This is a genomic window from Acidiplasma sp. MBA-1 (assembly GCF_000949015.1).
GTDB classification, from domain to species: domain Archaea; phylum Thermoplasmatota; class Thermoplasmata; order Thermoplasmatales; family Thermoplasmataceae; genus Acidiplasma; species Acidiplasma aeolicum.
Genome location: NZ_JYHS01000005.1, coordinates 173,017 through 190,255 on the forward strand (window position 1 = coordinate 173,017; position 17,239 = coordinate 190,255).

21 protein-coding genes are annotated in these 17,239 nt (G+C 34.0%); 7 read left to right on the top strand and 14 right to left on the bottom strand.

The window, feature by feature from the left end; all coding sequences use genetic code 11:
• Positions 1-23 precede the first annotated feature (23 nt).
• Positions 24-974, bottom strand: a complete 951-nt coding sequence (locus tag TZ01_RS08585; RefSeq protein WP_048102549.1) for a 3-hydroxyacyl-CoA dehydrogenase family protein — start codon at positions 972-974, stop codon at positions 24-26.
• Between the two features lie 139 nt (positions 975-1,113).
• Here TZ01_RS08585 and TZ01_RS08590 point away from each other — a divergent pair, with 139 nt between their 5' ends.
• Both TZ01_RS08590 and TZ01_RS08595 read left to right on the top strand, forming a co-directional pair.
• The gene (locus tag TZ01_RS08590) at positions 1,114-2,490 is read left to right on the top strand and encodes an APC family permease (protein WP_048102441.1); all 1,377 of its coding nucleotides are present in this window, start codon (positions 1,114-1,116) and stop codon (positions 2,488-2,490) included.
• Positions 2,491-2,526: 36 nt separating this feature from the next.
• Positions 2,527-2,913, top strand: coding sequence for a hypothetical protein (locus tag TZ01_RS08595; RefSeq protein WP_048102443.1), 387 nt, complete (start codon positions 2,527-2,529; stop codon positions 2,911-2,913).
• A gap of 76 nt (positions 2,914-2,989) precedes the next feature.
• Here TZ01_RS08595 and TZ01_RS08600 read toward each other — a convergent pair whose 3' ends face one another.
• Both TZ01_RS08600 and TZ01_RS08605 read right to left on the bottom strand, forming a co-directional pair.
• Positions 2,990-4,696, bottom strand: a complete 1,707-nt coding sequence (locus TZ01_RS08600) for a long-chain fatty acid--CoA ligase (protein WP_048102551.1) — start codon at positions 4,694-4,696, stop codon at positions 2,990-2,992.
• Positions 4,697-4,805: 109 nt separating this feature from the next.
• The gene (locus tag TZ01_RS08605; protein ID WP_048102449.1) at positions 4,806-5,243 is read right to left on the bottom strand and encodes a DUF123 domain-containing protein; all 438 of its coding nucleotides are present in this window, start codon (positions 5,241-5,243) and stop codon (positions 4,806-4,808) included.
• A 108-nt stretch (positions 5,244-5,351) separates the two neighbouring features.
• On the opposite strand from TZ01_RS08605, the gene TZ01_RS08610 reads away from it, so the two are divergent.
• Positions 5,352-5,747, top strand: a complete 396-nt coding sequence (locus tag TZ01_RS08610) for a co-chaperone YbbN (protein ID WP_048102450.1) — start codon at positions 5,352-5,354, stop codon at positions 5,745-5,747.
• Positions 5,726-6,337 (top strand): hypothetical protein, encoded by a 612-nt coding sequence (locus tag TZ01_RS08615; RefSeq protein ID WP_048102451.1) that lies wholly within the window; start codon positions 5,726-5,728, stop codon positions 6,335-6,337. The genes TZ01_RS08610 and TZ01_RS08615 overlap by 22 nt, the downstream gene beginning before the upstream one ends.
• Positions 6,338-6,383: 46 nt before the next feature.
• Here TZ01_RS08615 and TZ01_RS08620 read toward each other — a convergent pair whose 3' ends face one another.
• From TZ01_RS08620 to TZ01_RS08650, 7 genes are all read right to left on the bottom strand, one after another.
• Positions 6,384-7,250, bottom strand: a complete 867-nt coding sequence (locus tag TZ01_RS08620) for a dihydrodipicolinate synthase family protein (RefSeq protein WP_048102452.1) — start codon at positions 7,248-7,250, stop codon at positions 6,384-6,386.
• A gap of 76 nt (positions 7,251-7,326) precedes the next feature.
• Complete coding sequence (locus TZ01_RS08625) at positions 7,327-8,313, bottom strand: 4-hydroxythreonine-4-phosphate dehydrogenase PdxA (protein WP_048102454.1); 987 nt, start codon at positions 8,311-8,313, stop codon at positions 7,327-7,329.
• Between the two features lie 60 nt (positions 8,314-8,373).
• A complete protein-coding gene (locus TZ01_RS08630; RefSeq protein ID WP_048102455.1) occupies positions 8,374-8,811 on the bottom strand; it encodes a hypothetical protein in 438 nt (145 codons plus the stop codon).
• A 39-nt stretch (positions 8,812-8,850) separates the two neighbouring features.
• Positions 8,851-9,324, bottom strand: coding sequence for an IS200/IS605 family accessory protein TnpB-related protein (locus TZ01_RS08635; RefSeq protein WP_052656885.1), 474 nt, complete (start codon positions 9,322-9,324; stop codon positions 8,851-8,853).
• Between the two features lie 50 nt (positions 9,325-9,374).
• Entirely contained in the window at positions 9,375-9,896 is a 522-nt protein-coding gene (locus tag TZ01_RS08640; RefSeq protein WP_048102456.1) for a four-carbon acid sugar kinase family protein, read from the bottom strand.
• A 39-nt stretch (positions 9,897-9,935) separates the two neighbouring features.
• Positions 9,936-10,559 (bottom strand): HAD family phosphatase, encoded by a 624-nt coding sequence (locus tag TZ01_RS08645; RefSeq protein WP_156150353.1) that lies wholly within the window; start codon positions 10,557-10,559, stop codon positions 9,936-9,938.
• Positions 10,560-10,784: 225 nt separating this feature from the next.
• Positions 10,785-11,126 carry a hypothetical protein gene (locus tag TZ01_RS08650; protein ID WP_048102458.1) on the bottom strand — a complete coding sequence of 114 codons (342 nt, stop codon included), beginning with the start codon at positions 11,124-11,126 and terminating at the stop codon, positions 10,785-10,787.
• 147 nt (positions 11,127-11,273) lie between these two features.
• On the opposite strand from TZ01_RS08650, the gene msrA reads away from it, so the two are divergent.
• Complete coding sequence (gene msrA, locus TZ01_RS08655; RefSeq protein ID WP_048102460.1) at positions 11,274-11,807, top strand: peptide-methionine (S)-S-oxide reductase MsrA; 534 nt, start codon at positions 11,274-11,276, stop codon at positions 11,805-11,807.
• Here the strand turns inward: msrA and TZ01_RS08660 are convergent.
• Both TZ01_RS08660 and TZ01_RS08665 read right to left on the bottom strand, forming a co-directional pair.
• On the bottom strand, positions 11,801-12,112 hold the full coding sequence (locus tag TZ01_RS08660; RefSeq protein WP_048102461.1) for a hypothetical protein: 312 nt from the start codon (positions 12,110-12,112) through the stop codon (positions 11,801-11,803). The two genes, msrA and TZ01_RS08660, sit on opposite strands and share 7 nt — an antisense overlap.
• A 66-nt stretch (positions 12,113-12,178) precedes the next feature.
• Positions 12,179-12,889 carry a DUF929 domain-containing protein gene (locus TZ01_RS08665; protein ID WP_048102462.1) on the bottom strand — a complete coding sequence of 237 codons (711 nt, stop codon included), beginning with the start codon at positions 12,887-12,889 and terminating at the stop codon, positions 12,179-12,181.
• Positions 12,890-13,075: 186 nt separating this feature from the next.
• Between TZ01_RS08665 and TZ01_RS08670 the strand changes: the two genes are divergently transcribed.
• Both TZ01_RS08670 and TZ01_RS08675 read left to right on the top strand, forming a co-directional pair.
• Complete coding sequence (locus tag TZ01_RS08670; protein ID WP_048102553.1) at positions 13,076-13,285, top strand: DUF362 domain-containing protein; 210 nt, start codon at positions 13,076-13,078, stop codon at positions 13,283-13,285.
• Positions 13,272-14,465 (top strand): digeranylgeranylglycerophospholipid reductase, encoded by a 1,194-nt coding sequence (locus tag TZ01_RS08675; RefSeq protein WP_048102464.1) that lies wholly within the window; start codon positions 13,272-13,274, stop codon positions 14,463-14,465. The genes TZ01_RS08670 and TZ01_RS08675 overlap by 14 nt, the downstream gene beginning before the upstream one ends.
• Positions 14,466-14,530: 65 nt before the next feature.
• Here the strand turns inward: TZ01_RS08675 and TZ01_RS08680 are convergent, their stop codons facing one another.
• Together TZ01_RS08680 and TZ01_RS08685 are read right to left on the bottom strand one after the other, a co-directional pair.
• Complete coding sequence (locus tag TZ01_RS08680) at positions 14,531-15,889, bottom strand: signal recognition particle protein Srp54 (protein WP_048102466.1); 1,359 nt, start codon at positions 15,887-15,889, stop codon at positions 14,531-14,533.
• Between the two features lie 58 nt (positions 15,890-15,947).
• Positions 15,948-17,207, bottom strand: a complete 1,260-nt coding sequence (locus TZ01_RS08685; protein ID WP_048102468.1) for an MFS transporter — start codon at positions 17,205-17,207, stop codon at positions 15,948-15,950.
• Positions 17,208-17,239: the final 32 nt, after the last annotated feature.

The window sequence follows — 17,239 nt, forward strand, 5'->3', positions numbered from 1 at the left end:
GAATTTAATATTTAAAAATAATATTATTTTGTATAATCATAGAATCCCCTTCCAGACTTTCTGCCCATATAACCTGCCCTGATGAGATTTGTCAATGTTTCAGATAAATTAAATCTGTCGCCGTAAACATCCTTAAATGTTTTTAACACATCATAAACAATATCAAGGCCCACATAATCGGCAAGTTCAAATGGCCCCATTGGGAATCCGGCACCATATTTCATTGCAGTATCTATATCCTCCTTTGTGGCTATATTTTCATCATAGACCTTTATGGCCTCATTAATTACCTGCAGCAAAATTCTGTTTACAATAAATCCAGTTTTGTCCCTGGTCATCACCGGCTGCATATTGTTTCTATGGTTTTTCATACCCTTCAAAAGGTCATAGGCCTGTTTTGCGGCATCATCAGAACCCTGTGTTGATGGCGCGATTTCAACAAGTGGCAGTGTGTATGGCGGATTAAAGAAATGCATTAATATTACCTTTTTCGGATTCTTATAATATGATGCCATCTCGGTAACGCTTAACGATGAGGTATTTGTTGCCATAATGGCATCATCAGATAAATATCCTGAAATCTCCTTAAATATTCCATTTTTAATTTCCTGTTTTTCAAATGCTGCCTCAATGACCAGATCACATTTTGAAAGGTCCTCATATTTATCTGTAATTTTTATTCTTTTTTCCAGATCATTTTTGTCTATTTTATGCGAAAAATAATTATTGATTTTTTCCTTCTGCTCCAGGCTAAGCTTTAATCCCATCCTCTCAATTCTTGATACCTCCCTTTCTGGAAGCCTTTCATAATAGGAATTATAATCATCAACAATTTTTTCTATGTGCTTAAGGCCCCTTGTGGCAAAATCCATATTAACATCCTTTAAAACCACATTAAATTCATTGTATGCAAACACCTCGGCTATGGCAGATCCCATTGCACCTGCTCCTATAATTCCTATATTTTTAAACATTTTAATCAGTAAATTATCATTCATTTATATTAAAAATTTATTGTGTGGCGGATAATTTATTTAAATATATTATGTATATATAATAAACATTAATGAATACTTTTCATCAAGGTTAAATAAAAAGTTGCAATACACATGCATGGATAATGAACTTAAAAAAAATACATTAGGACTTTCAGGATTAATTTTTCAGGGAATGGGACAGCTATCTCCATTATTTACATTTGATGGGATTATAAGCGTGGCTGCCTTCGCACTGGGTGCAAGCCCCCTGGCATTTTTAATAGGCATGGTGGCATCGCTTCTTACAGGAAATACACTGTACCAGTTCTCAAAAAGAACAGCCTCCGCCCGCGGGTATTATGGATATGCATCAATGAGCCTCGGGCATGGCACAGGTTTTTTTACATCGTATGTTTATATACTTTATCAGATTGCAAATTTGATGTTTGTTTTTTCGTTCTTTATAATGATTTTTAATCCGGCGCTTGAATATATCACCGGAATAAATATTCCATTCTATTTTTCTGTAATAATTATTTCACTATTAATAATGCCATCATTTTATATGGTTTACAGGGGATTAAGGCCATCGTTTAGATCCCAGATAATTTTAAATTCCATTGAGATTGCATTTGTTGTGATAATATCTGTGGAAATCATCATAACATCGCATGATAATTCAATAATACCATTCACACCGGTGTCAGGATATAAATCATTATTCCTTGGATTTATAACAGGAAGCTTCCTTGCATACACAGGGTATGGATCAATTGTTCCACTTGGTGAGGAAGCAAGGGAGCCCAAAAGGAATATTGGCATTGCAATTCTGGCAATGATACTTATAATTGGCGTCCTCGACCTTTTAATATCATACGCCCTTGTTGTTGGCTTTGGGATAAATAGCATGGATAATTTCAGCAATTTATTAATACCCTCATTTATGGTGATACAGAGCCATGCAGGCCGTGTTGTTGATTTAATATTCTTCATTTTGAATATTATAATTATTTATACATTGTTTAATACAATTGCAACATCATTAACAAGAAACATATACGCAATGGCCAGGGATGGATTCCTTCCGGAAAGGTTTTTAAAACTTAACAGCCACAGTGTCCCGCACAATGCGCTTTACCTCACTGCAATCATATTCACTGTTTCTGCATTAATTTCCGGTGCAGTATTTTATCTATATTTTTCATATTCCGGATTTTTAGACGAGTTTATTATGTATGCCACTGTAAGCTCATTATCTACACTTATTATACATTTAATAACAAATACTGGATTGAGCAGGGTAAGAAAATCAATGCTGACCGATGCCGTGCTTCCATCAATTTCATCAATAATCATTCTTGTAGCTTTCTATTATACATTTTCTGATTTTGGATTTCCATTTTTATATTCTGAACTTATACTGCTGATTTATTCAATTTTAATCATAACCATTTATTTCACGAAATTATATGGAAAACATTTGAAAATACCTGAAAATAACATAAAAATTTAAACTAAATATTTAAGTAGTAAATTTTGATATAATGTTATGGAAATATTCAAAAAGGAGAGGGTGTTTAACACACAGAAGGATTTAAAGGCTGTTGTGCAGGATTTCTCAGATTACCTTACAAATAATAACTGGAAGGTTCAGAGCAATGTGCAGGATAATAAGGCCATATTGCAGGCACAGAAGGCTGGCATTTTAAGGGATATTATTGCAGCCGACAGGGCATTAACATTTACCTTTGAAAAGCAGGATGATGGCATACATGTTCATGTTGGCGTTGGAAAGCTTCTCCAAAATCTTGGGGTAACGGCAATCGAGGCCTTATTTTTATCGGAGATTTTTATTGTTGTTGATGTCCCCGAGATTGCGTGGACAGATCATGTTGAAAAGCAGCTTATGCAGCAGCTTCAGCAGATTGCCCAGTAGATTATAATAAAATTTACTGGCAATATGATTTTTTTTAAATTTTAATTAAAAATAAAAAGATGATAATTATATAATTTCATTTTGGAATGATACGGTCAAGATTTTCATTTACCAGCAATTTTTTATCGATTTTACCAACAAGTGTTTTTGGCAGCTCATCCCTGAATTCTATGATTTTTGGCACCTTGTAAACTGCAAGCTTATCCCTGCAGAAATTTATTACATCATCCTCTGTTAATGTATTATCATTCCTTACTATTACAGCCTTTACCGTTTCACCACGGTGCTCATCCCTTATGCCTATTACAGCACATTCTGATATCCTGGGATTCTGGTATAAAACCTCCTCTATCTCCCTGGGGTATATATTATAGCCTCCGGCTATGATCATGTCCTTCTTCCTGTCAAGTATGTAAACATAGCCATCATTGTCCATTTTTGCTATGTCACCTGTATGGAGCCAGCCATCGCTTAAAACATTATTATTCTCATCGGGCCTGTTCCAGTAGCCCTTCATGACCTGCGGACCCTTAATTAACAGCTCACCCGGAGACCCAATGGGCACCTCGGTAATGCCATCGTCTATTGAAACGATCTTTTCATATGTGTTTGGAACAGGCATGCCAACTGAACCCATCCTTCTATGTGTTATATCATTATCGGATACAATCGGATTGATGTTTGCAACAGGTGATGTTTCACTCAGGCCATAGCCCTCAACAACAACCGCACCGGTAATTTTTTCAAAATCCTTCTGGAGTTCAACCGGCAGTGGCATGGCCCCTGAAATGCATACCCTGATGTCCCGCAGGTTATATTTTGATACGTCCCTATAATTCATAATTGAATGGTATAAGGTTGGTATTCCAGGAAAGGCTGTTGGTTTAGATTTATTTATTATTTTAAGTGTCATTTTTATATCCCTTGGATCGGGGATCAAAATTATTTTTGAACCTGAGAGCAGTGGAGATAGCATGGCAGTCATCATGCCGTATACATGGAAAAATGGTATTGAGGACAAAAAAGATATATTATATTTAAACTCATCTGGAAGCCATTCCCTGATCTGGTATGCATTTGCTATTAAATTATAATGTGTTAGAACCGCAGCCTTGGGAACTCCTGTGGTTCCTCCAGTGTACTGGAACAGGGCCGGATCATTCTCTGGATCTATATTATTTCGCGGCGTTTCCCTGGAATTTAAATTTTTATTCCGTTTCAATCTTATGATATTTTCGTTAAAATTTACTCTGGTTAAATTCCTCCTCGATAATTTATATATCCAGGAAATAATTGGTGGCAGGTAATCACCAATGCCTGCAAAGAATATCCTCTTTATTTTCTTTGGATAAAATTTAAGTATTTTCCCGGAGAATTCATCAAGTGTTATTATAGTATCACTTTCTGAATCCTGAAGTTCATCAATGATTTCGCGTTCAGTATAAAGTGGGTTTAACTGAACAATGATTGCACCAAGGCTCATCAATGCAAAGAATACAATGACATACTGGGGTACATTGGGAAGCATTACGGCAACCCTATCACCCTTCTTTATGCCATGGGAATTTAAAAGATCCGCTGTATTATTTATCTCATTTTTTAAATCTTCATATGTGATTAATGTTCCCATAAATTCAACTGCTGCATTTTTTGAATATTTTTTTTCAGATTCTATAAATGCGCTGTATATATTTATAACAGGTATTTCAATGGTCCTTCTGACCCATGGTGGATAATTTTTTGATAGAACATCATCCTGTGCCCTGTAATTAAAGGTATCCAACAATGCCACCCCCGATCTTTTTAATGAATTTTATAAATAAATTTTTATTATACATATTTTAAACAATCAATAAAATTTATTTAATCATTTCAGGCAGGAAATTAATGATTTATTGCATTTTTTTAAGTGCAAGTGATAGGCTGCCGCAGTCCGGGTCAATAACATAAAATTTTAATCCTGCCATTTTAAATGCATTTTCAACCTCGTTTATACTGCAATAGAACAGATGAGATTTATTTCCTGTATCTGTTGAACCAAAATTTTTTATGTAATCTGATTTTATATAATTGCATATTTCACTTTCCTTTTGATGATTTTCGGTTCTGGCCGCAACAATAATTCTCACATCGAAATTTAGGTAATCAATATGCCAGTGCTTCTTCTTATTTTTATTTAAATGCCTGCAAACACGCTGATACAATCCATTAATGGCACTGCCCACATAAAAATAATTTCCTGATATATGGTATTCACCTATTGCACCAATTCTGTAATTTCCGGGAATTACATTTATGCCAAGGGCATAAACTCCGGGTATTTTCTGCATGATTTTAGATTAATAATCGCAATAAAAATATGACGTTTTATAATTCATATTTATGATATAAAATCCTTAATATGAAAAAAATAAATATTATTTTTTAATATACATTCAATGGAAGACGATGAGGAGGAAAGGCTCCATCAAAAGAAATTAAATGAGCTTTTGAACTCTCTTAATCAAAAGGATAAAATTGTCGAGCTTAATAAAGATAATTTCCAGGAATTTATAAAAACCCATGAAATTTCAGTTATTGATTTCTGGGCCCCTTGGTGTGCACCATGCCATATTTTATCACCACTTGTTGAGGACCTTTCAAAAAAATATCCCGGAATATCAGTTGCAAAGGTAAATGGTGATGAAAATATGGAATTATTATACCAGTACAGTGTTACTGGCCTTCCAACCGTTTTATTTTTTAAGAATGGAAGTCTTGTGGAAAGGTCTGTTGGTGTTGTACCTTTTAATGTTCTGGAGGGTAAATTAAAATGGTTAATGCAAAATCACTAATGCTTGGGATTACAGGATTTAGTTACGGCTATTTTATGAGATGCCAGATTCCAAATATAGTGAATCTGTTTAATACCTCTGGCAGGGGGGTTGTATTTAACAGCCTTGACCAGGGCATAGAAAACTCATGGAAGAAGATAATGAGATACAATAATGGCAATTATGATTTTCCTGAGGGATTGAAAAAACTTAATCCGGTTCTAATTAACATACCTGTAAAAAATCCAACAGATGGGGATTACTCATCCAATTATTTAAATTCGGATTTTAATGAGGAAATAAATGGTGTATTTAAGGAAATTAATAACCACATTGACTGTGGCCCGGTAATAGCAGCAATAAACAGCCTTAATAATTACCTTGATGCCGGGGAAAGGTGCGATGTTTATTCATTAATAGATAAAAGCATAGGTGAAATTATAAGAAAATTTGATGAGTTTATCATATTTTCCCCATATGGGGATTTAAAAGCTGATAAAACCTACGAACCATATGGTGTATATATTTCAAGCAGGTCAAGGCCGAATCCGCACGAAACAATTGGAATAGGCAATATAATTGATATTTTCACAAATATACTGTATTTATAATTAAACATTTTTTAAGGCATTTTGCATGGGATTAAAAAATTTGTAATTAAAATTTAAAGCCGTCCATTAGTTTTTTTGCCTCAACTTCCAGTGATCTGGCATCATTATCACTTAAAGGCATTATTGGTTCCCTTGGCTGCCCAACATCATTGCCTGTAATAATCTTAACAAGATTGTATGTTGCCGACCAGGGGCCATATTTCCTTGCAAGGGCTGCGAGGCTGTTTACTGCCAGCTGGGCCTTTCTTCCGGTTTCATTTGAATAGTTTTCGGCTATTATATTAAGGTACCTATATGCATAGTTGCCTGCTCCGGATACATATCCATCCAGGTTTTCCCTGTACGCTGAAAGAACATATTCATCTGGCCCTGTGTAAACCCTGATATCATCTATATTATCCTTAACTGATAATATCTCATGCATGTCATATGTTGTTTCCTTAATTCCTATTATATTTCCACCGGCCTTCCTTATATCTTTTATAATATCATATGTTATATCATACCCGGTTGTCCCTGGATAATTATAAATTATTGTTGGATAAATGCTTGATATTTTAAGGAAATAATTAACAAGCCATTCACGTTTAAATCCCGTAAAATAGTAGGGTGGCAGGGCAGCAACCGCATGAATTTTATTGCTTTTTGCATATCTGGCAAGATCAAGTGAATCCTCTAAATTAATGGAACCGCACTGGAGTATAATATTATCCGGTGTGTACAAAAATGCATCCACAAGTTTTTTTCTTTCATCAGGCGTCACTGATGGGCCCAGCCCGGTGCTGCCAGCCATAAATAGAAAATCCATTTTATTTTTTAAAAGATTCTCACCATGCTTTATAAAAAGTTCGGTATCTATTTTATTATTCACAAATGGTGTAACTATTGGTATAATACTATCCTTTTTGGACATATTAAATAAAATGGGTCATTAATATATAAGTATTTGCAATAAAAGAATATTTTTTTAAAAATAATTTATTTTTAACCTATTTAATAACCTCAGATATTTCGTGTTTGAGACTCATATAATTGCCCTTATATAATATGCCGTATTTTTCAGCCTTGATTATTGCCTCCATCATGCTAATATGGGAAGCCATGTTTTTTCCTGCTATATCGAATGCAGTTCCGTGGTCAACCGAAGTTCTTAAAAATGGCAGCCCAGGATTCATGCTAACTGTATGATCAAAGTCATATGTTTTTGCGGCTATATGCCCCTGGTCATGGTATAATGATAAAACAGCATCATAATTTCCCAGTGACGCATAATGAAAAACGGAATCAGCCGGTACCGGGCCATAAACATTAATTTTTCCCATAAATTCCTCAATGGCAGGCCTAATTTCATTTATTTCCTCACTGCCAAACATGCCTAATTCCCCTGCATGTGGATTCAATGCCGCCACGGCTATTTTTGGATTGTTAAAGCCTAAAAGCCTCATCGAATAATATGTCTCAATAATGGCCCTTTTAACATTGTCCTTTTTAACATATTTAACAGCCTCCATTAGTGACATATGCTTTGATAAAAAGGTTATTCTAAGGTTTTTTACCTCAAAAAGTGTGGAGACAAAATTTGACCCGGTTAAATCCATTAACATTGATGTATGATCAATATATTTTGAACCTGCAAGTTTTATTGCCTCCTTATTTATTGGTGCTGTGGCAATTGCATCGACCTTATTTTTTAAAGCGTATTTGACGGCCTCCTCAATGCTTTTCACTGCAATTTCACCTGAATATGCATTTACCCTTCCGGTTTCTATCCTCTGCCCATTCCCAACATTTACAAATTCAAAATCAGATTTTATTTTAGAATTTATGCCACATATTTTTAAGATATCCTCAAAATTATCCCTATCACCGAATAAAATGAAATGATTTTTATCATCATTCATTGATGCAAGAGATTTTGCAACTATTTCAGGCCCTATTCCGGATGGGTCACCAAGGGTTATGCCAATATTTACCATAAATTGTTATTTTTAAATACTATTTATATTTAGTTAATACAATAATTATAATAAAATAACCTAATTATAAAGTTTTTTAAAATAATCAATTATTTTAAAATAAATATCTGGGCCACCAATGCCACCCCCCTTTAAAATTACATATTTTGAATCCAGATCTCCACCGTTTATTATTCCGCATGAAACGAGTGGCATGAAACATTGCATATTCTTTATGAATTTAAATTCCGAGGAATTAAGCAATGAAAACGCAGTTTCACCACCACTTATAATTATTAGATCATATTTTTTTAATTTATTTATAAAGTCCTTACTATTTATGTTCCTCCAGTTATTGGTTCCAAAATAATAAATGTCAGTCTCACCGGTTTCATCAGATATATTATGGATCTTAAGTCCATTCAATAGCATATGATGGATCTGCATCAACGTTTCGTATGTGTTTGTGCCGATAACTATTGCAATTTTATTAATCAGGTTATGGTTTTTGTTATTCATGTTTAACAACTCCTTTAGAAATTATTATTTCTTTCATGCTTAAACTTCCTGGATACAACCCAATGCCCTAGAACGCATCAAATGCTTCAGGGATTGCTTTTTTATAATATTATATGATGCATGTAAATCTGCATGTATTAATATACCATTTAATGATCTAAAGATTTCTCTTTTGATTCTCTTACCCAAATACATTTCATGCTTTTCCATAGTTTCTTTATCAATAAATGAGCATTTGGATGTATATGATTCATCATGGATAATTAGATTTATTTTATATTCTCTGGCCTTGTAATAAATCTGATTTATCAGCATATTAAAAGTTAATTGAACAAAGTTCTGATTATTATTTTTTCCTTTTATATCATTATTAAGAATCCTGTAAACATTCCCATCATTGTCATTATATTTATTATTTGGTATTACAACATATCCTATTTTTCCATCCATTGCATATGCATTCAATGTTTTTCCTGATATTCTTAAAAGGTTCTTTAGTTCATTTGCCTTCATGGTTAATATTATAATATAACATTAATATATAAATATATTATTTTAAATAACTATATGATTGTCAGGTAGGTTTTTATTAAAATTCCAGGGTCGACAGGCAGTGACCCGGTTTTTACACATTCATATGCTATCATTTTAATATCGTTATAATTTCTTGAATCCATAATGGTTATATTCCTGTTTTCTGGTATGAAATCCATTAAATTTTTAAAATCACCGCGATAAAATGTTTTTTTATCTTCAGTGTATCTTTCATACTCCGGAATGGTATCGGTTATTATTATTTTACCCATTTTTGAAAATTCCATCAGGTATGCTTTTATATTACCCCTGAGGGCGCTGTCTATTCTTAATAATATTGTTTCATTGCAATAAAACTTTAAAACCATTTTAAATCTATCAATTGATTTTTGCTCATCCGCATTTCTGGTTTCTATATCAACACATACGTAATCGTATGCATTGATATCTATAAGTTTAATATTATAATATGGTACTGTAATTGAATTATTCAGCATTGAGGCCATTCCTGAGGCTCCGGTAAGATCATCTGATATAATTACAAAAACCATATATATTTTATAATTCTTTTTAATTAAAATATATTTTTATTATGCATTTATCGGTTCGTTTAGTATATCAAGAAGGGATTCAGAACCGTCTATAATTTTATCCGCAACCCTTATTACCTCAACTGCTGAAGGATTAAATGCTATAAATTTACCAGATACATTTTTCATTGAGATGTCCTGCAGGCTGCTTCCAACAGATATTATATCATCCTTTTTAAATCCGTTTTTAATTCTTAATTTGTTTAATATTATTTCCTTTCTAATTGAATCCACATTTTTGATAAATCTTATTTTGCCAGAAATTATTTTCATTTCATTGGCTATGGAATAATCAAACTTAAATTCCCTTGCTATTATATCAGCATAGTTTTTTACACCAGCGGTTATTATTGCAGCTTTTATTCCATTCTGGTGCAGTATTTTTATTGTATCATCTATACCATCATAAAGGTCCATGTAATCGAAGGATTCATCGATTAATTTGTTAAATGCTGTATTATTTATGGATACATTAATCTTGTTATTTAAATTGTCATATAAATAATCAAAGTTATAGATTATGTTATAATAAGGATTCCTGGATAATTTAGACATAACCCTGTTCCAGGTATTTTTATTTTTTAACAGTGTTCCTTCCATGCTGAAGGCAACAAGCTTTACCATTTTATCACCTCTCACTTTCTATTTTTAAACGTATATATCGCTAAATATAATTTAAGTTTTTCTATATATGTTATATTGTACTATATTTATATTGGCGTAAAACTTATTAAATAGGTATATAAAAATTGCCAGAATATATTATAAGGTTAAATCCATTAATAAAAGACCTTAAAATGTTAAATACAGTTTTATAAATTTTTAAATAAATATGAATTACATAGAAATTTAGAATGTTAAAAACTCATAATCTTTTTCTGCCAGATCCTTTATTATCGGGCCCACCATGTCAAGCTTAATGGCGCTGACCTTTTCAAGTTTGTCTGCAAGGTTAAGGTTATTTGCAACCAGTTTGCACGCAATTGCAAGTGAGTTGCCAGCGCTATTATAGTCATTTATAAGTTTCATAATAGCTTCGTCATTATCTGCTATAAACCTCTCGCTTGGGCCAAAAAATATTAATTTTGTATCTCCAAAAAATTTATTTTTTCTTGAAACACCGGCAAGTGTTGCTGCAGCTATTGCCTTTTCCTTATTTGCAGTTGAAATTATAATTGCCACATTTTTCATATTTTATATATTATATTAATATATTTAAATGTATATTTAAATAAAGAAATTATTATATTAATTTCAAATACCTAAATTTTGAATAATTAAATAAATTCATAAGATTTATTATAGAAATCTATAATTATTAAATTAGAATATAAAATTATGGAAGATGTATGTTATTTTGCTGGAGGTTGCTTCTGGTGCATGGAGGCTGTTTTTAAGGACATAAGGGGTGTTGTTGATGTCCAGCCTGGCTATTCAGGGGGGACCACGGTAAATCCCACATATGAGCAGGTATGCAGTCAGGAAACAGGCCATGCAGAAACCGTTAAAATAAGATTTGATAACGATCAAATCAGCTTTAATGACCTGCTTGAGATATATTTTTCGGCAATAGACCCAACAACATTAAACAGGCAGGGTGAGGACATAGGTACAAATTACCGTACGGCAATTTTTTATACAAATGAAGAGCAGAGAAATAGGTCTCTGGATTATATTAAATCCCTTGAAGCGTCTGGAAAATATGATAAAATAGTTGTGTCGGTTGAACCGTACCGTAATTTTTATCCGGCCGAGGATTATCATAAGGATTACTTTGCAAAGCATCCGGAGAAGGGATATTGCAGAATTGTTATAAAACCAAAGGTTGAAAAGGTAAAACAGAAATTTTCATATAAATTAAAACCTCAGTAATAACTTTCGGGCTCCTTATTTATATTTATGTCAATGTAATTTATTTCCCTCCATGAAAAACTTTTTTTAATAACCCTTTTTTCATGGCTAAAAACTCCCGTGAAAAACAGGTTTCCATTCTCATTAAATTTGATTGCAATGACCTTAACATCCCTGTAAATTAAATTATTGGAATAAACATTTACCGTATAGTCATATAAAAATGCATACGCAAGTGACCTTTTTATATCCAGAACAGAAATTTCATCAGAAGGGTCTGATTCAACAAGCCTGCCATCCCTAAAAGATACTGTGGCTATTATCATTTTTTTCCATGATATATTTAAAAACTTTATTTATACCTTTATTTAATACAGAACAATAAATAAAAATTATTCAACTGCTTTTATTTGATTTTCTATTTCATTTTCCGCAGACCTTATATATGTTATATTTAATCCATTTTCCAAAAGATAATTATCGCTGTATGATGATATATTCTTTGGGCTGTAAAGACCGCCATTTAAAAAGTATGTGCCGTTTGGACCTGAAATTAATAAAACGGTATTTATATGGTGTGGTGAAACTGAATCTGCACTGCTCTGAAAGAAGCTGCCTGAAATCCACTCCTGTGTTGTGTACTTTTTTATTATTTCATATTCGCTGACGTTAACACTTGATTTTAATTCGGATAACCCATAATCAACAAGATTTCCATTAATGGTTTTATTTTGTGCATTTCCAGTTAAGGTCTCATTGTAAAGGTAAATAAATGTTGCATTTATGGCATTTGATTTAAATCCAGTGAAAATTAATCCAGGCGTATCTGGATAAACATCTGATGGGTCTGAATGCCATTGATAATACGATACATTTCCATAATGTGTTAATGCAAAATACAGGGGCCATGAAAGGGATGCGCCTATTGGGCATCCCAGCCAGCTCACCAATAAAATATTTACCCTGCTATCACCGTGTGAGCTGACCCTAAAAAATTTTCCTGAGGGTTCCTCAAAGGGCTGAATTGCAAATGGGATGATTATAAGGGCTGCTATTATTATTGAAACAGCAATTATAATAATATTGGCATATTTTTTATTCATGAATTGGTTATTTAAAATTATTATTAATTTTTAACTATTATAATAATATATTTAAAATATTTTTATGCGGATTAACACATTTATAAAAAAAGAATTAAAATATTTTAAAATTTAATAAATTTATTTATAAACATTTAGCCATATAAATAACAGAAAAATAGATATATCAATGTGTCTTTTAACCTTATGGAATTGAAGGTTAAAAGTGAAATGGATGTAGACAGAAGTCTATGCAATTATTGTGGCGCATGTGTTGGTATGTGCCCCACCGATGCAATTTTCATGGACGAAACTGTCATAGACATTAATGAAGAAAAATGCATTAAATGTGGATTCTGTGTTGTTGGCTGTCCAACAGCAGCAATAACAGCGGAGTGGTTCCATGCTAAATTATGATGTTTTGGTTGTTGGTGCAGGCCCTGCTGGAAGTTCGGCTGCCAGATTTGCTGCAAGAAACGGACTGAAAACTCTTTTAATAGAAAAGCGGCCTGATATAGGATCTCCAGTTAGATGCGGTGAGGGTGTTTCCAAGGCATGGATGCCTGAGGTTGACCTTAAGCCACAGGATCACTGGATATCAGATGAGGTTAAGGGTGCCAGAATATATGGCCCGTCCGAAACAAAGCCCATTATGCTTACAGCTGAAACCGCCGGAAATGAGGTTGGCTATGTTATTGAGCGAGATAAATTTGACAAGTACATGGCTGCACTTGCAGCATCCGAGGGGGCTGATGTATGGGTAAAATCTCCTGCCCTTTCTGTCATAAAGGATGAGGATGGCAAGGTTTCAGGTGCGGTTATAAGGCACAATGGTGAGATGGTTCCTGTCCATGCAAAAATGGTCATAGCAGCTGATGGCTTTGAAAGCGAATTTGGAAGGTGGGCCGGGCTTAAATCATTAATACTTGCAAAGAATGACATAATATCTGCAATAGAATACAGAATGGTTGGTGTGGATTCAGATATGGATTATACAGATTTCTACCTTGGTTCCGTGGCACCTGCAGGTTACATATGGGTATTTCCAAAGGGGCCGCACGAGGCAAATGTTGGCATTGGTGTGACCATATCAAAAATGAAGGATAGATGGGATGTGAGGAATTATCTTGACAATTGGATCAAGGCGCATCCAGGATATAACAAGGGAAAAATAATACAGGTTATAACCGGCGGTGTTTCTGTTAACAGGGTAAAGGATAAAATGTCAATGCCAGGGCTCCTGACAGTTGGTGATGCTGCAAGGCTTATAGACCCAATAACGGGCGGTGGCATAGCAAACGGGCTTATTTCAGGAAAATATGCCGCAGAGGTTGCCAAAAAGGCGATAGATGCCAATGACTTTTCAGAGACAATGATGAAGAACTATGATATAATGGTAAAAAACAAATTTGAGAGAAAGCACCTAAGAAACTGGTATGCCAAGGAAAAACTGGCAACATTAAGCGACGATACAATGGACAAACTGGTTGATGTCATATCCGATGTAAAAATCAAGGATATTTCAGTTGAGGAGATACTAAAGGCGGTTCAGTTAAAATATCCCGAGCTTGTGGAACAGCTGGAGGATTTAATTTAAATTATTTTTATTAAAAATTTTATATTTTTATCCTATAATATATTATAGATTTTCACCAGATAAAATCAATTTATATCATCAAGGCTGAAATTCCCACTTTTTATTGAGGCCTTAAGCATCTTCTTGAAGTTCCTGTTCCCCTTTATCATCTTCATGTTGTTTTTCATTGCCCGATATTCCTTTAAAAGCGCCCTTACATTATTCTCGCCCTTTCCAGAACCAATTCCTATGCGCCTTATTCTCTTTGGGTTTAAAATATCCGGGTTCTCCAGTTCTTCATATGTCATGGAATCGAGTATAACCCTGTAAAGCTGAAGTTTTTCATTGGCCTCATCTATCTGGTTTTCATTGATTTTATCACCGCCCGGCATAGCGGCCAGTGGAAGGGATCCAAAGATTTTTTTTAATAGGCCTGGTTTTGAAAATTTTTCCCAGACATCATACATATCCTTTAAATTGAATTTTCCTGACATCAATTTTTCAAGCGATTCCTCTGCCTCCTCCTCTGTAAAGTTTGTTTCCTTAACTGCCTCCATTAATGCATCAATGTCTCCCATGCCGAGTAGCCTTGAAAGGAATTTTTTTGGATTAAAAATCTCAATGTCGTCCATGTGCTCACCGGTTCCTATGAAATATACCGGCGAGTTAATCTCTGCCACAGCACTCAATGCGCCACCACCCTTGCCTGTGCCATCCATTTTTGTTATGATAACACCGCTTATGCTTACAGCATCATTTAATGTTTTTGCCTGTGGCCCTGCCTGCTGCCCCATGGTTGCATCGAGCACAAATAATACATTGTCCGGTTTTACACTCTCCTTAATCTCCCTGACCTCTTTAATAAGATCCTCATCAAGGGAGTCCCTGCCGCTAGTATCTATAATTTTAATCTTGGCATCTGTTGCATTTAATCCGTTCTTCACTATTTTAAGTGCATTCTTCTCATCTTTTTCCCCATAAAACTGGGCATTGACCTCCTTTGCAATCTGATACAGCTGTTCATATGCACCGGGCCTGTGTACATCTGCGGCTATAAGTGCAGTTGAGAAACCTTTTTTTATAAAAAATCTTGCGAGTTTTCCTGCCGTGGTGGTTTTACCGTTGCCGTAAAGGCCAACAAGCATTATTGTCTGTGGCCTCAATTCAAAATTCACATTCTGACCAAGTATTTTTAAAAGCTCATCATAAATTATCTTTATTATATAATCCTGATCTGTCATGCCTGCGGGGGGCTTTTCATTCATTGCCCGATCCTCAAGAGTTTTTGTAAGCCTTAAAACCAGCTTGACATTTACATCGGCCTTTAATAGTGCCCGCTGTATCTCCTTTGAAACCTCCTTAATTGTGTCCTTATCAATATAGCTTGATCCTGATATTTTACGTATAATTCCCTTTAATGAATCGGAAAGGCTGTCCAAAACCATAATTAATTATGGATATATTATATTTAAATTTTTTATATTTAGAAATTCATGGTATTTATTAATTTATATCGTTTTTTGCATTTCCGTGATTTTCAAGGTCACTGCTGTAACCATATATATCTTTAAAGATTGCAGCTGATATTATTATACCTGCAAATGATGCAAATGCAATTACAAGCGTGGAATAGCCAAGGCCAATCCTGCTGAACATTAAGGGAAAAACTGTAATGCTCATTGATGATGGTAGCTGAAGAATAAAATTGGTTAAACCAACTGCCCTGCCACGGTATTCTGTATTAGAAACCAACGACTGTGATGTTATCACCGGCTGGTTATTCAAGTGGTTGCCAATGACGAATAATACCATAAATGCAGGAATTAGTAAAAATTGCCTTAAGACGAGAAATGTTCCAGATCCAATTAATGAAACAAACGATATTATAAAACCGGTGTATGATAATTTTTTTAGACCAATTTTTGGAATTAATAATGGACCGATGTAACCGACCGGAACACCAAATGAATAAATAAGTATTATTATAAGCCTTGTAAATAAAATTCCTGAAATATCCAGTGTATTAATAATATACGGTATAAAAAATGCAAATGTTCCCACCTCAATTGAACTTGCTATTCCACATGACCAGGCATAAATGGTTGTTCTTTTCATTACTGGATTGCCCATTAAATTCTTTATAATTTTTGTATATGTAATTTTTTGATGACCTGAATTCTTCCAGAATTCTGATTCGTTCATTTTCACGGAAAACACCAAAAGTATAAATGCTGGAATTACAGAGATAAGCATTGAAACCTTCCAGATCATTCCAGTATTTAAATGCATGATGATCATTGGAATTACAGAAAAATTTATGCCAAGTATTGCAAGGCTGGCCATTAATGTATTATTAGCACCAGTGATTTCTCTCTTTCCTGGAGGTATTAATTCCATTATGTATGCATATGTATTTGAAATATCAGATCCTGCAGGTATCCCTGCTATTAACCTGCTTACTATGAAAATGCCTGCACTGGGTGAAAGTGCAGATATAAATGCTGATATAATAAACAGAACCATGTTGATTTTATATCCATTTTTTCTTCCAAACCGATCTGTGATGATTCCACCTGAAAGTGATCCAAGTGCCACCCCCAGAATTGTGGCGCCTGTTACCAGACCAATCTGCAGCGAGCTGAGTGAAAAATATCTATCAATAAAGACAACAAGCATTGGAACTGCGAATATATTATATTCATCCAAAAATATTGAGAGAAGAAAGAATCTTGAGTATTTAAAATAAATTTGATTATTCCCCATGGAATGTTATTTAATTTTAATATTAAAAAAAG

What these genes read in the sequence shown, in the direction of transcription:
- TZ01_RS08610 (WP_048102450.1), top strand. Translation starts at nt 5,352, where the DNA reads ATGGAAGACGATGAGGAGGAAAGGCTCCATCAAAAGAAATTAAATGAG.
- TZ01_RS08620 (WP_048102452.1), bottom strand. Translation starts at nt 7,250, where the DNA reads ATGTCCAAAAAGGATAGTATTATACCAATAGTTACACCATTTGTGAAT.
- TZ01_RS08595 (WP_048102443.1), top strand. Translation starts at nt 2,527, where the DNA reads ATGGAAATATTCAAAAAGGAGAGGGTGTTTAACACACAGAAGGATTTA.
- TZ01_RS08635 (WP_052656885.1), bottom strand. Translation starts at nt 9,324, where the DNA reads ATGAAGGCAAATGAACTAAAGAACCTTTTAAGAATATCAGGAAAAACA.
- TZ01_RS08625 (WP_048102454.1), bottom strand. Translation starts at nt 8,313, where the DNA reads ATGGTAAATATTGGCATAACCCTTGGTGACCCATCCGGAATAGGGCCT.
- TZ01_RS08660 (WP_048102461.1), bottom strand. Translation starts at nt 12,112, where the DNA reads ATGATAATAGCCACAGTATCTTTTAGGGATGGCAGGCTTGTTGAATCA.
- msrA (WP_048102460.1), top strand. Translation starts at nt 11,274, where the DNA reads ATGGAAGATGTATGTTATTTTGCTGGAGGTTGCTTCTGGTGCATGGAG.
- TZ01_RS08665 (WP_048102462.1), bottom strand. Translation starts at nt 12,889, where the DNA reads ATGAATAAAAAATATGCCAATATTATTATAATTGCTGTTTCAATAATA.
- TZ01_RS08585 (WP_048102549.1), bottom strand. Translation starts at nt 974, where the DNA reads ATGTTTAAAAATATAGGAATTATAGGAGCAGGTGCAATGGGATCTGCC.
- TZ01_RS08650 (WP_048102458.1), bottom strand. Translation starts at nt 11,126, where the DNA reads ATGAAAAATGTGGCAATTATAATTTCAACTGCAAATAAGGAAAAGGCA.
- TZ01_RS08615 (WP_048102451.1), top strand. Translation starts at nt 5,726, where the DNA reads ATGGTTAATGCAAAATCACTAATGCTTGGGATTACAGGATTTAGTTAC.
- TZ01_RS08630 (WP_048102455.1), bottom strand. Translation starts at nt 8,811, where the DNA reads ATGAATAACAAAAACCATAACCTGATTAATAAAATTGCAATAGTTATC.
- TZ01_RS08675 (WP_048102464.1), top strand. Translation starts at nt 13,272, where the DNA reads ATGCTAAATTATGATGTTTTGGTTGTTGGTGCAGGCCCTGCTGGAAGT.
- TZ01_RS08645 (WP_156150353.1), bottom strand. Translation starts at nt 10,559, where the DNA reads ATGGTAAAGCTTGTTGCCTTCAGCATGGAAGGAACACTGTTAAAAAAT.
- TZ01_RS08640 (WP_048102456.1), bottom strand. Translation starts at nt 9,896, where the DNA reads ATGGTTTTTGTAATTATATCAGATGATCTTACCGGAGCCTCAGGAATG.
- TZ01_RS08605 (WP_048102449.1), bottom strand. Translation starts at nt 5,243, where the DNA reads ATGCAGAAAATACCCGGAGTTTATGCCCTTGGCATAAATGTAATTCCC.
- TZ01_RS08685 (WP_048102468.1), bottom strand. Translation starts at nt 17,207, where the DNA reads ATGGGGAATAATCAAATTTATTTTAAATACTCAAGATTCTTTCTTCTC.
- TZ01_RS08590 (WP_048102441.1), top strand. Translation starts at nt 1,114, where the DNA reads ATGGATAATGAACTTAAAAAAAATACATTAGGACTTTCAGGATTAATT.
- TZ01_RS08680 (WP_048102466.1), bottom strand. Translation starts at nt 15,889, where the DNA reads ATGGTTTTGGACAGCCTTTCCGATTCATTAAAGGGAATTATACGTAAA.
- TZ01_RS08670 (WP_048102553.1), top strand. Translation starts at nt 13,076, where the DNA reads ATGGAATTGAAGGTTAAAAGTGAAATGGATGTAGACAGAAGTCTATGC.